Raw genomic sequence first — 11,932 nt, 5'->3', positions numbered from 1 at the left:
GAAACATCCATGCGTTCAGCTTAATTATTAATATGTCCAGGATTCTGGGTACATATCACCTGAGGATGGTTCTTTTTTATTTTCTTAATTGGTGAGTGAGTTGGTAACTGGATTCTAAAATTTCGTTTTGACGGCGGTCGTCTTTTTGGAGAAGTCCAAGATACAACAAGTCGATTAAGAATAAGGAGTCGTTTCGGCTGGTAATCGCAGCAGAACGAATAATATTCTCATGTCGAGGGACCTTTAAGCTATACGTGCTGAGGGAATCCAGTTGATTGTTTCCTAAAGCGGTAATCGAAACGGTTGGAATTCCTCTAGAATTTGCAATTTCAAAGGCGCTTGTAACTTCTTTGGTTTGGGCCGAATAGCTCACCCCAATGACAAGATCCTCCGGTGTCGCGCTACCCAGGCTGGCTAATTGAATATGCGAATCGGTATGGTACAGGATGTTTTTACCAATCCGGCTTAATTTAAAATAAAGGTCACTGCAGACCATTCCAGATGCCCCTACCCCAAAGGTATAAATTTTACGCGCATTTTTCATGAGGTCGATGACTTTATCCAACACGATATCATCCACAAGTTCCAAGGTCATTTCATAAGAACGAGTGACCGTACTAATTAATTTGGATTGAATGGTTTTGATGGAATCATCTTTTTCGATTTGCTCATCAATTGTTTGAGCATTTTTTTGAGCAAGGTTTACTTTGAAACGAGAATAAGAGCGGTATCCAATCTTTTTAATGTATTTACTAATAGAAGAAGGCGAAACGCCAATATGTTCTGCTAATGTATGAATGCTAGAAGAGAGTACAATCTCTGAATGCTCTGAAATAAAAGCTTCAATTTTTTTGTCGGTGACGGTTAAATAGTTTTTCATATATAACTCCTTTCGTAGAAATAATGTTTCCAAAAATATTATACTACAAGAAATATTTTTTTAAAAATATAAAGAAATTTCTAAAATTCTATTTCAATGGTAACGCTTTTATGATAAAATGATTTCAGAAGGAAGTGGGAAGATGACAGATTTAATTAAGTTAGATACTGAAAAAAATAATCAACGAACAATAGATATCGATATTTTATCAACACAAGAAATCCTTCAAAAAATCAATGATGAAGATCAAACTGTTGCTTCTATTGTTTCTAAAAGTGTTCCCCAAATATCAGCTTTAGTAGACCAGATTGTTGATCGTATGCAAAAAGGTGGACGTCTATTCTATATTGGAGCTGGAACGTCGGGGAGGCTTGGAGTATTAGATGCGGCGGAATGTCCTCCAACATATGGAGTAGATAAAGGTCTAGTTGTTGGGATTATGGCAGGTGGAGATAATGCGATGTTTATTGCCCAAGAAGGAGCGGAAGATTCTCTTGAGCTAGCTCGAGGCGATTTATCTCAGTATCAAATAAATGAAAATGATACCGTAATTGGTTTAGCAGCTAGCGGTCGAACACCTTACGTGATTGGGGGATTACGTTATGCAAGAGAAATTGGGGCTTTAACTGGAGCCATCTCTTGTGTACAAAATGCAGAAATCTCTAAATTTGCAGATTATCCTATTGAGGCGGTTACAGGTGCAGAAGCGATTATGGGCTCTACACGAATGAAAGCTGGAACAGCTCAAAAGTTAATTCTCAATATGATTTCAACGAGTGTCATGATTAAGCTCGGTAAAGTGTATAAAAATTATATGGTTGACTTAAAACCAACGAATAAGAAACTTGTCGTTCGTTCTAAAAATATGATCCGTACTTTAACGGGAGTAGATGATGAGTTGGCAGAGAAGCTTTATGAAGAGAGTGGCCATAATGTAAAAAAAGCACTCATTATGGAAATAATGGATGTTGATAGGCAGACTGCCGAAGAAGCTTTAATGAAGGGAAATGGGCATATCAAGCGCGCCATCCAAGTATTAGGAGGTGATATTTAATGCAAGATATGGAACTAATTATTTTTGAAATCATCAGTAATGGTGGAAATGCCAAAGCTTTAGTATATGAAGCGATGGAAGAATCTGAAAAAGGAAATTTTGAAGAGGCTAGAAAATTACTTGAAGAGGCTGATACATTTTTAAATAAAGCACATCAAGTACAAACAGACTTAATTCAAAAAGAAGCAGCAGGTGAAAGAAATGAAGTTACAGTACTTTTTGTACATGCTCAAGATCACCTAATGACTTCTATAGAAGTTAGAACTCTAGCAGAAAACGTCATTCGAATGAATGAAAGACTTTGGAAGTTAGAACATAAAGAGTAAGGAGAAAACGATGGTTAAATTCAGAAAATGGACCGTTAAGAATGTGGACCAAAAAAAGCAATATAAAACGGCAATGGGAACCACAGATTATGATATTCCGATGTTTGGTTATAAGAGCGTACTGCTGATTATCGCTAGTATCGTATTATCAATGTTTGTGATTCCGGCAATTTGCGATTTGGTTCATATTGACTTTAAATGGCCTTTTGTCATTTGTGGAGGGCTCGTTGCAGGTTTTACAGTTTCATTTTCTCAATTCTTTGTGAATTCAAAAAAAGGAATTACTCAAGCCTTTTGGTGGGTTGGAGGAATTTGGAGCATCGTTATCGGAATTATTTATTATTTTATCGTAATGACCGGAGTAATTTTATAATGAGTGGAGGTGAAAGTGATGAAAATTTTATTAGTTTGTTCAGGGGGAATGTCTAGTGCTATTGTTGCAAAAGCATTGCAAGATGCGGGCACAAAAGAAGGGTTAGATATTCAAGTAGATGAATGTGGTACACAAGCTTTTGCAGAAAAAGTAAAAGAGGATTATCAAATTTCTCTTGTAGCACCTCAAATTCGTCATCGTTATGATGTATTGAAAGCTAGCGCAGATGAAGCAGGTGTCCCATGTTTATTAATTAAACCACAAGGATACACTCCTCTAGGAGGACCAAAACTACTTCAACAAATCAAAGAGGAATTAGAAATATAATAATAAGGAAAGTGGGGATATCATATGTTTGATAAAATCACAGAGTTTATGGATACGAAGCTGTCGACACCGATGGCTAAATTAGCAGAACAACGCCATTTAAGAGCGATTCGTGATGGTATTATTGCAACTCTACCAATTATTGTTGTTGCATCGATGTTTTTAGTAATTGCCTTTCTTCCAAACTCAATGCCAAAAGATTGGGGAATTACACAATTTATTCAAGCGAACCAAGCTAAAATCTTATTGCCTTACCGTGTTTCAATGTACATTATGACATTGTACGCAGTTTTCGGAATTGGATTTTCTTTAGCATCTTCTTATGATCTAGATGGATTATCCGGGGGGATTCTAGCTGAATTAGCTTACTTACTAACTATTATTCCTAAAGCAATTCCAGCTGCTTCAGCAGAAGTAAAAGCTTTAGCAGATTCAAGCGAACCTTTAAAAAATTATTTATCTTCATTGCCTTCGGGATTTGTTCTCCCGATGAGTAATTTGGGGTCCGCGGGGATGTTTATAGGGATTCTATCAGCCTTTATTGCTGTTGAAATTTATCGTTTCACTCAAAAGAGTGGATTCAAGATTTCAATGCCACCTCAAGTTCCAGCATCAGTTGCGCGTTCTTTTGAAGCTTTAACACCAACAGTTATCGTACTATTACTTGTTTCAACTGTTACTATGTTTATCGGTATCGATGTTCATAAAATTGTAGGTAGTATCGTTGCTCCACTGGTACAAGCGACAGATTCCATTTTCTCAGTTATTGTGGTGATTTTCTTATCACAATTCTTCTGGTCGTTTGGTATTCACGGTTGGTCAATCGTTGGATCTCTTGCAAGACCGTTATGGTTAGTATTGTTAGAAGAAAATACTTCAGCTTTCGCAAGCGGCTCTGCAATTCCTAATATTGCGGCTGAACCATTCTATCAATGGTTTGTAATGATTGGTGGTTCTGGGGCTACGATTGGTCTAGCTATTTTATTAATCTGGCGTTCTAAATCTGCATATGGTAAGTCTTTAGGTAAGACAGCATTTATTCCAGCAGTATGTAATATCAATGAACCTTTAATCTTCGGTACTCCTATTGTATTAAATCCACAATTAATTATTCCGTTTATTTTAGCACCATTAGCAAATGGGATTGTAACATGGTTTGCAATGTCTGCTGGATTAGTGAATAAAGTTGTGGCAAGTGCACCTTGGACTCTTCCTGGACCTATTGGAGCGTTCTTAGCTACTGGTAGTGACTGGAGAGCCATCGTATTAAACGTTGTATTAATTGTATTGTCGATTTTAATTTACTATCCATTCTTTACAATGTACGACAAATCATTATTGGCTCAAGAACAAGAGCAATAAAAATGAAACTTTGAGCCCTGTTCTAGTAGCAGGGCTTTTCTATACTAAATTTTAAGGAGAAAATGAATGAGAAGATTAGGAGTATCTATATATCCAGAAAAAAGTACGGTAGAAGAAATCAAGAACTATCTTGAAGAAACGAGTCGTTTAGGCTTTTCTAGAGTTTTCTCTTGTCTATTGTCTGTGAATAAGCCTGCAGAAGAAATCAAAAAAGAATTTACCAAAATAAATACTTTTGCTCACGAACTAGGTTTTGAAGTCATTGTAGATGTTTCGCCACGAGTATTTGGAGAGTTAAATATTTCATATAAGGATCTATCGTTTTTCAAAGAAATTGGGGCAGACGGAATTCGCTTAGATGCCGGCTTTTCGGGATTAGAAGAATCTATTATGACCTATAATCCAGAAAATTTAATTATCGAAATCAATATGAGCAATAATGTTCATACGATTGATACCATCATGGATTATAGACCTAATAAATATAAATTATATGGGTGTCACAATTTTTATCCACATCGTTATTCCGGTTTAAACTTAGATTTCTATAAAGAATGTACAAAGCGTTTTAACAAGTATGGATTAAAGACAGCAGCATTTGTCACCTCACATGATAAAGGGGCGTTTGGACCTTGGCCAACTACAGAAGGATTACCAACGCTAGAATTGCATCGAGAGTTGCCATTAGAGGTTCAAATAAAACACCACATTGCAATGGAATTAGTGGATGATATTCTCATTTCTAACTGCTATCCAACGAAAGAAGAATTTTCTCGCATAGAAGGACTGGATTTGGATGTAGTGACTTTTGATGTTGAACTTGTTGAAGGCATTCCTGAGATAGAAAAGAAAATTGTATTAGAGGAATTTCATTTCAATAGAGGAGATCAAAATGATTATTTCATCCGCTCTACTCAAAGTCGTGTGAAGTATAAAGAACATCGATTTGAAGTGTTTAATGCTCCTAATCAGATTAAGAGGGGCGATATTTTGATTGAAAGTAGTGAATATGGTCATTATGCAGGAGAATTACAAATCGCCTTGAAGGATATGGAAAATTCAGGTAAGACCAATGTTGTCGGAAAAGTAGTGGATATTGAACACTTTATTTTAGATGAAATTAAACCTTGGCAAAAATTTAAATTTAGACTTAAATAAGCAGAATGGAGAAAACAATGAAGATATTATGGGGCGGAGCAACAGCAGCTAGTCAATATGAGGGCGGATTTACTCTGGAAAAAGGCCTAGATACACAAGATTGTAGACCCTATTTACCTCGTACTTCGAATGCCACAGAAGAAACTCGATTATTAACAAGAGAAAAAATAGAAGAAGCTAAAAATGAAGCGTCTAAACAATACTATCCTTTTAGAAATGGAACAAAAGGGTTTGAACACCTAGAAGAGGATATAGAGTATTTTGCCGAATTAGGGTTAGACTTATATAGATTTTCGATTAGCTGGTCAAGACTTTTCCCTAAAGGAATTGAAGAAGAACCTTCCCAAGAAGGTGTTGCCTATTATGATAAAGTGTTCCAGTTGTTAGAAGAGAAAAAAATCAAAATATTTCTAACATTAAACCACTATGCAATGCCTATCTATTTAGTAGAGCAATATGGAGGATGGAAAGGAAGAGAATGTATTGACCATTTTCTTCACTTTGCAGCCTTTGTGTTTGAGAGGTGGGGACATTTAGTCGAATATTGGCTACCGTTTAATGAAATCAACGCAGGGTATTTTAGTCCTTATAATGGCGTTGGTTTATTAAAAGGAGAAAATGGATATCAATTGTCAGATGTTTTCCAAGCGTTACATCATCAGTTTGTAGCTAGCGCTAAAACCATTCAACTAGCAAGAAAAATGAACTTACCAGGTCGTTTTGGTTCCATGATCGCTTGCTTCTGCTATTATCCATTAACGAGCAAACCTGAGGACAATTTGAAATTGGTGTTTGAAGAACAAATGAACCAGTGGTACTGTATGGATATTTTATCAAAAGGTGAGTACCCATATTACGCAGAAACATTTTTCAAAAACAAAAATATAGTGCTACAAATTACAGAAGAAGATAGAAAATTATTAAAAGAAAATACATGTGATTTTGTATCTATTTCGTTTTATACTTCCTCAGTAATTACTGTAGATGAAGCAGACAAAACCGCTGGAAACTTAGTTGTTTCTACTAAAAATCCATACTTGAAAGCAAGCGAATGGGGGTGGCAAATAGATCCGGTAGGATTAAGAACGTCTCTTCATAGAGTTTACGAACGATACGGGAAACCGGTGATTGTGTCTGAAAATGGGTTAGGCGCTCGAGATGTATTAACCGAAAAACATCAAATCCATGATGATTATCGCATTGAGTATATGAAGTCGTATTACGAGCAAGCTCAATTAGCACTTGAGGATGGAGTCCCTCTTGAAGCGTTTATTGCATGGGGGATTGTGGATATCGTTTCAGCGGGTAGTTGTGAAATGGATAAACGTTATGGAGTGATTTATGTAGATGCTGACAATCACGGAAATGGTAGCTATGCAAGATATAAAAAAGATAGTTTCTATTGGTATAAGGAGTTTATTCAAAATTATAAGAAAGAAGACTGATAGTATGGTAATTGTTGTTAGTCCTTTAATGCATGACAAGATTATTAAAATTATTGATGAGATACCAGGTACGAATTATCAATTTATCAAAAAAGAGGGAATTAATTTGTATTTTGAAGTAGCCCCTTCGTCGGATGAAGAGGCTGCTCAGTTGATTAAAAGTACTTTAAAGGCAAATCCTATTAGCAAAGCATTAATGTTCAAAGTGTTAACGAAAGAATATATATAGGAGATGAGTTCAAATGGATAAGTTAACGAGCTTTGTAGAAGAAAAAATTGCACCACCACTCATTAGATTTTCACAAATTAGATATGTACAAGTAATGCAACGGATGGGTTTAGGCATTATGAGTTTATTGATTATTGGATCATTATTCCTCATTCTTGCTTCCTTCCCATATCAACCTTATTTAGATTTTTTAGGAGATTTTAGAAAGACATTAGCTGCTGGAGCGGGTATTGGTACAGCATTTATTGGAGTATTTACCGTAATGACGGTTTCTTATGGGTTAACCGAATGGTATAACGAAAATAAAGGCATGAAGATGGATATTATTCAACCTGTCGTTTTATCTACAGCAAGTTATCTATTATTAAATCCTGCTAAAACTGTAAATGTAGTTGTTGATGCTGGAGCAAATCCTGCTAAATTTACAGGGGTTCCAACTCAGTACCTAGGAGCTCTTGGCGTGTTTACAGCGATTATTGTAGGGATTGTTTCTGTAGAAATTTATCGATTGATTATTCAAAAGAAAATTGTCATTAAATTACCTGAAAATGTTCCACCAATGGTATCTCAAGCATTTATTGCATTGATTCCAAGTTTTGTAGTTGTAGTTTTCTGGTGGTTTGTCGGTCATGTATGTGGTGTAGAAATTCCAAAAATGATTCAAAAATTATTTGAACCATTAGTGTCTATTGGGGATACTCCAATTGCAGTTATCCTAGCCTCCTTACTTAACCGCGTGTTATGGGCAGTAGGGATTCACGGTGGTAATATTGTAAGTAGTGTCGGCGGAACGATTTGGCAACAAATGGTAGCAGCAAACCAAGAAGCTTTTGCGGCTACACAGTCATTCCAAGGTCTACCATATACATTTACTTCTCTTTATATGGATAACTATATTTGGACAGGGTTGTTCCCATTAGCCTTAGTTATGACATTCTCAAAATCTCCACGACTAAAAGCGCTTGGTATTCTTGCATTGCCTGCAACTTTATTCAATATTGGCGAACCATTAATTTTTGGTATTCCAATCATGATGAACCCAGTCTTAATGATTCCGTTCGTATTAAGTTATGTTATGTTAGCGATTATCTCAGTAACGTTAACTAGTTTTGGTATTTTGCCAACTCCTGTATTATCTGTTCCTTGGATTATGCCTGCACCAATTAAAACATTCTTGGCAACAAATGCATCAATTTGGCCAGCAATCTATGTTCTCCTTGGATGGATTGTAATGGCAATTATTTTCTATCCATTTGTAAAAACAATTGAGAAAAAAGATCTAGCAGAAAAAGCAGAAAATGGAGAATTGTTATATTCGTAATGTGATGATGCGAAGACTGATGTAGATTTCTGCATTAGTCTTCTTTTATAGGAGGAAATGTGCATGTTAGGAGCATCCATTTATTTTTCAACGCCATTAGAAGAAAACGAAAGATATTTAAAAGAAATCAGTCTATTTAACGTAAAATATATCTTTACTTCTATGCAAATCCCTGAAGAAAAAACGGAGCAACAGTTAAAACTATTGAAAAAATTTATTTCAGTAACGAACCGCTTAGGAATGAAATTAATGGTGGATATATCCCCGGAAACTTTTCGTAAATTTAATGTTCAAAAGGAAAAAGCGATTGATTTCTTGAAAAGTTTGGATGTGAAATGCGTTCGAGTGGATTATGGATTTGATTATTCAGAAATAAAAGCTTTTTCGAATGAGTTTGAAGTAGTGTTGAATGCAAGTACTATTGATGAAGATTTTTATCAAAAGGGATTAGAAAAAGGGTTAGATTTCACTAAATTAATCGCTTGCCATAATTTTTATCCTCGCAAAGATACAGGTTTAGACAAGGACTGGATTATTCAAAAAAACAAAAAACTGAAAACTTTTGGCTTGAAAGTAATGATGTTTATTCCAGGAGATGAGAAAAAAAGAGGACCCGTTTTTGAAGGCTTGCCTACTGTGGAAGCTCATCGAAGTCAGTCCGTGTTTACAAGTTTTGTTGAATGCCTGGAAGATTTGCTTGCAGATGAAGTACTTATTGGAGATATCAAGGCTTCTCATAAAGAATTAGCGAAAATTAAAGACTATATTGACAATGGTGTCATTACACTGGAAGTTGAGCATCTAAGCGACTTGGAGTATATAGATAGATGTTTATCGAATAGAAAAGATGTAGCAATGAATGTCGTTCGTTGCGTGGAGTCCCGAACAATACTAAAGAAACAAGATATTGTCCCTTATAATACCGTCCAAAGAGAAATAGGTACTATAACGATGGATAATGAGCGTTACGGTCGTTATCAAGGAGAAGTGCAAATTGTTAGACGACCATTAGAAGCTGACGAGCGTGTAAATGTGATTGGAGAAGTATGTGAAGCCTCTAAGGGACTTTTGCAGTATATAAAAGATGGGACAAAATTTAAGTTTGTAGGAGTGGATAAAGATGAAAACAATCATGTTAGTTTGTAATGCAGGGATGTCGACAAGTTTATTAGTGAATAAAATGAAGGCTGCGGCATCCGAAATCGAAAATGAAACTTTTGATATTTTTGCAACTCCTTTAAGTGGAGTAAAGAATGAATTAGAAGTGAAGTCGGTAGATATTATACTAGTAGGACCACAAGTTCGATTTAAATTAAAAGAGTTGAAAGAAAAATATGAGCCCGTGATTATTGTAGATACGATTAATGTTCAAGATTATGGTATGATGAACGGAGCCAATGTCTTAAAGGCTGCGTTAAAGAAACTACAGTAACAAAGTGAGTGTATAACATGAGTGTTTTATATAAAATAAAAAGTTCAATGGATGTTTTTACCGAAACAGAGAGAATTATTGCTGAATTTATTTTTAAGAATAGACAAGTTGTATTAGACTCGAATGCAAAAGAGCTCGGGGAAAGAACGAAAACCTCTGCTTCAGCATGGGTGCGATTTTCTAAAAAAATGGGATATAAAGGGTTACCTGCTTTTAAAGTGGAGCTAGCAAAAGAAAAGGTCTCCGACCTAATTGGAGACGATATTGAGACATTCTTGAATCCACATGATTCTTTAATGACGCTACTTCAAAAAACAGAAAACATGCTATCTCAAAATGTAAAAGAAACCTTCAGCTTGCTAGATTATCATGAATTGGAAAAAGCAATAGAGTTAATTAGTAGTGCAAAAACTGTTTTTCTGTTAGGAATCGGAGGAAGCAGTATTGTTTGCTTAGATTTCTATCATAAAATGACTCGAATTCATCAGAACATCATTTATGATCGTGATCTACATACTTTAATGGCACGTATTGCTCAGTTAGATAAAGACGATGTCATTATTGTTGTGAGTTATAGTGGAGAAACGGAATCCATTAATTCTATTGCGAAAGTTGCGAAGAAAATTGGAGCAAAAATAGTAGGTGTTACAAAGTACAACCTTAAATCAACACTGTCGACATTATCTGACTTAAGATTATTTGTACCTGTAGAGGAAAAAGAAATTCGTTTAGGGTCGATTACATCTAGAAATAGTTTATTAACGATTACGGATTTACTATATTATGGAATCGCTAAAAAAGACTTTAATTTAACAAAAGACTTACTGGTTAGAACGAGACAGTTTATCAAGGAGGTTCAATGATGCTAGCAGTTGGTTTAATGTCAGGAACATCCTTAGACGGAGTCGACGCGGTGCTCTGTGAGATTACAGGAAAAGACGAAACCACTACCGTTAAACAATTACATTTTAAGACCTATGAAATCCCAGAGAATCTTAGAAATAAAATTAGAAAATGCTGTAGTAGAGAATGTATCCCAGTCGATTTAATCTGTTCATTGAATTTTGAATTAGGGTATCTTTTTGCAGAAGCGGTGAAGAGTTTATGTCAAGATGCCCATGTTGCTTTAGAAGACCTTTCATTTATTGCAAGTCATGGGCAAACGATATTTCATATTCCAAAAGCTTATGCAGACTATGTGCCAAGTACTTTACAAATTGGAGAGGCTGCTATTATAGCGAATGAATGCAAAACAACAGTCATTTCTAATTTTAGAGTGATGGATATGGCAGTCGGAGGGGAAGGAGCTCCTCTCGTTCCGTATAGTGAATACTTGCTTTATAGCCGAAGTCAAGAGTCTGTAGCTTTGCAAAATATCGGTGGGATTGGGAATGTGACCGTTCTACCTAAAAAAGGAGATAATAAGCAAGTTATAGCTTTTGATACGGGTCCAGGAAATATGATGATTGATGAAGCAGTTCGCCAATTACATGGAGAAAAATATGACAAAGGCGGCTTCTTTGCTAGACAAGGCCAAATCATCCCTTCATTAGCAGCGGAATTAACAAACCATCCATATTTTCAAATGGACATCCCGAAAACAACAGGAAGAGAAATGTTTGGTGAGCATTTTACGAAAACCATTCTCGAACGATACAACAGCGAAGAGCCCAATGATATCATCCATACATTCACATGGTTTACGGCTTATTCTATTGCGTTTCATTATAAAAAGTATCTCGTAGATGCATACAAGCTTAAAAATTGTATTGTTGGTGGCGGTGGGGCCTATAATTCTTTTTTACTAGAATTGATTCAAAAAGAAATGCCAGATATTGAAGTGTCTACTCAAGAGTCGCTCGGTTATTCCTCAGACGCTAAAGAGGCGATTGCGTTTGTCGTTCTTGGAAACCAAACGTATCACAAAAGGCCTTCCAATGTTCCTTCTGCTACAGGGGCTAGTAAAAGTGTCATATTAGGTCAATTGACCTATCCTACCTTATAAAAACAAAAAATCCTATTGCT

Annotated in this window: 14 protein-coding genes; 13 read left to right on the top strand and 1 reads right to left on the bottom strand. The window is 35.7% G+C overall.

Translation table 11 applies throughout. The features are described from left to right. Positions 1 to 76: 76 nt before the first annotated feature. Entirely contained in the window at positions 77 to 880 is an 804-nt protein-coding gene (locus HMPREF3103_RS09165) for a MurR/RpiR family transcriptional regulator (RefSeq protein WP_070439492.1), read from the bottom strand. A 142-nt stretch (positions 881 to 1,022) separates the two neighbouring features. On the opposite strand from HMPREF3103_RS09165, the gene murQ reads away from it, so the two are divergent. The 13 genes from murQ to anmK all read left to right on the top strand — a co-directional run bounded on the left by murQ (position 1,023) and on the right by anmK (position 11,912). Beyond that, positions 1,023 to 1,934 carry an N-acetylmuramic acid 6-phosphate etherase gene (gene murQ / locus HMPREF3103_RS09160; protein ID WP_070439489.1) on the top strand — a complete coding sequence of 304 codons (912 nt, stop codon included), beginning with the start codon at positions 1,023 to 1,025 and terminating at the stop codon, positions 1,932 to 1,934. Beyond that, positions 1,934 to 2,260, top strand: a complete 327-nt coding sequence (locus HMPREF3103_RS09155; protein WP_005607782.1) for a PTS lactose/cellobiose transporter subunit IIA — start codon at positions 1,934 to 1,936, stop codon at positions 2,258 to 2,260. The genes murQ and HMPREF3103_RS09155 overlap by 1 nt, the downstream gene beginning before the upstream one ends. A gap of 10 nt (positions 2,261 to 2,270) precedes the next feature. Beyond that, the gene (locus HMPREF3103_RS09150) at positions 2,271 to 2,633 is read left to right on the top strand and encodes a hypothetical protein (protein WP_005607780.1); all 363 of its coding nucleotides are present in this window, start codon (positions 2,271 to 2,273) and stop codon (positions 2,631 to 2,633) included. A gap of 18 nt (positions 2,634 to 2,651) precedes the next feature. Further along, on the top strand, positions 2,652 to 2,960 hold the full coding sequence (locus HMPREF3103_RS09145) for a PTS sugar transporter subunit IIB (protein ID WP_039849255.1): 309 nt from the start codon (positions 2,652 to 2,654) through the stop codon (positions 2,958 to 2,960). 24 nt (positions 2,961 to 2,984) lie between these two features. After that, positions 2,985 to 4,322: a PTS sugar transporter subunit IIC gene (locus tag HMPREF3103_RS09140; protein WP_070439486.1), complete on the top strand. Its 1,338-nt coding sequence runs from the start codon at positions 2,985 to 2,987 to the stop codon at positions 4,320 to 4,322. A 66-nt stretch (positions 4,323 to 4,388) separates the two neighbouring features. Continuing rightward, positions 4,389 to 5,480, top strand: a complete 1,092-nt coding sequence (locus HMPREF3103_RS09135) for a DUF871 domain-containing protein (RefSeq protein ID WP_070439483.1) — start codon at positions 4,389 to 4,391, stop codon at positions 5,478 to 5,480. A 17-nt stretch (positions 5,481 to 5,497) separates the two neighbouring features. Then, a complete protein-coding gene (locus HMPREF3103_RS09130) occupies positions 5,498 to 6,925 on the top strand; it encodes a glycoside hydrolase family 1 protein (protein WP_070439480.1) in 1,428 nt (475 codons plus the stop codon). A 4-nt stretch (positions 6,926 to 6,929) separates the two neighbouring features. Beyond that, entirely contained in the window at positions 6,930 to 7,154 is a 225-nt protein-coding gene (locus HMPREF3103_RS09125; RefSeq protein WP_070439477.1) for a hypothetical protein, read from the top strand. A 13-nt stretch (positions 7,155 to 7,167) separates the two neighbouring features. Next, entirely contained in the window at positions 7,168 to 8,475 is a 1,308-nt protein-coding gene (locus HMPREF3103_RS09120) for a PTS sugar transporter subunit IIC (protein ID WP_070439474.1), read from the top strand. 63 nt (positions 8,476 to 8,538) lie between these two features. Further along, positions 8,539 to 9,621: a MupG family TIM beta-alpha barrel fold protein gene (locus tag HMPREF3103_RS09115; RefSeq protein ID WP_070439471.1), complete on the top strand. Its 1,083-nt coding sequence runs from the start codon at positions 8,539 to 8,541 to the stop codon at positions 9,619 to 9,621. Further along, a complete protein-coding gene (locus HMPREF3103_RS09110) occupies positions 9,596 to 9,907 on the top strand; it encodes a PTS sugar transporter subunit IIB (protein ID WP_070439468.1) in 312 nt (103 codons plus the stop codon). Before HMPREF3103_RS09115 ends, HMPREF3103_RS09110 begins: the two co-directional genes overlap by 26 nt. A gap of 17 nt (positions 9,908 to 9,924) precedes the next feature. Then, positions 9,925 to 10,770: a MurR/RpiR family transcriptional regulator gene (locus HMPREF3103_RS09105; protein WP_070439466.1), complete on the top strand. Its 846-nt coding sequence runs from the start codon at positions 9,925 to 9,927 to the stop codon at positions 10,768 to 10,770. Further along, the gene (anmK, locus tag HMPREF3103_RS09100; protein ID WP_070439463.1) at positions 10,770 to 11,912 is read left to right on the top strand and encodes an anhydro-N-acetylmuramic acid kinase AnmK; all 1,143 of its coding nucleotides are present in this window, start codon (positions 10,770 to 10,772) and stop codon (positions 11,910 to 11,912) included. Before HMPREF3103_RS09105 ends, anmK begins: the two co-directional genes overlap by 1 nt. Positions 11,913 to 11,932: the final 20 nt, after the last annotated feature.

The sequence above is a fragment of the Granulicatella sp. HMSC30F09 genome, from assembly GCF_001806915.1.
GTDB lineage: Bacteria > Bacillota > Bacilli > Lactobacillales > Aerococcaceae > Granulicatella > Granulicatella adiacens.
This window is presented reverse-complemented; position numbering and strand designations above follow the sequence as displayed.

Excerpts from the sequence above, each read along its gene's own strand:
- HMPREF3103_RS09165 (WP_070439492.1), bottom strand. The coding sequence starts at position 880 with ATGAAAAACTATTTAACCGTCACCGACAAAAAAATTGAAGCTTTTATT.
- murQ (WP_070439489.1), top strand. The coding sequence starts at position 1,023 with ATGACAGATTTAATTAAGTTAGATACTGAAAAAAATAATCAACGAACA.
- HMPREF3103_RS09155 (WP_005607782.1), top strand. The coding sequence starts at position 1,934 with ATGCAAGATATGGAACTAATTATTTTTGAAATCATCAGTAATGGTGGA.
- HMPREF3103_RS09150 (WP_005607780.1), top strand. The coding sequence starts at position 2,271 with ATGGTTAAATTCAGAAAATGGACCGTTAAGAATGTGGACCAAAAAAAG.
- HMPREF3103_RS09145 (WP_039849255.1), top strand. The coding sequence starts at position 2,652 with ATGAAAATTTTATTAGTTTGTTCAGGGGGAATGTCTAGTGCTATTGTT.
- HMPREF3103_RS09140 (WP_070439486.1), top strand. The coding sequence starts at position 2,985 with ATGTTTGATAAAATCACAGAGTTTATGGATACGAAGCTGTCGACACCG.
- HMPREF3103_RS09135 (WP_070439483.1), top strand. The coding sequence starts at position 4,389 with ATGAGAAGATTAGGAGTATCTATATATCCAGAAAAAAGTACGGTAGAA.
- HMPREF3103_RS09130 (WP_070439480.1), top strand. The coding sequence starts at position 5,498 with ATGAAGATATTATGGGGCGGAGCAACAGCAGCTAGTCAATATGAGGGC.
- HMPREF3103_RS09125 (WP_070439477.1), top strand. The coding sequence starts at position 6,930 with ATGGTAATTGTTGTTAGTCCTTTAATGCATGACAAGATTATTAAAATT.
- HMPREF3103_RS09120 (WP_070439474.1), top strand. The coding sequence starts at position 7,168 with ATGGATAAGTTAACGAGCTTTGTAGAAGAAAAAATTGCACCACCACTC.
- HMPREF3103_RS09115 (WP_070439471.1), top strand. The coding sequence starts at position 8,539 with ATGTTAGGAGCATCCATTTATTTTTCAACGCCATTAGAAGAAAACGAA.
- HMPREF3103_RS09110 (WP_070439468.1), top strand. The coding sequence starts at position 9,596 with ATGAAAACAATCATGTTAGTTTGTAATGCAGGGATGTCGACAAGTTTA.
- HMPREF3103_RS09105 (WP_070439466.1), top strand. The coding sequence starts at position 9,925 with ATGAGTGTTTTATATAAAATAAAAAGTTCAATGGATGTTTTTACCGAA.
- anmK (WP_070439463.1), top strand. The coding sequence starts at position 10,770 with ATGCTAGCAGTTGGTTTAATGTCAGGAACATCCTTAGACGGAGTCGAC.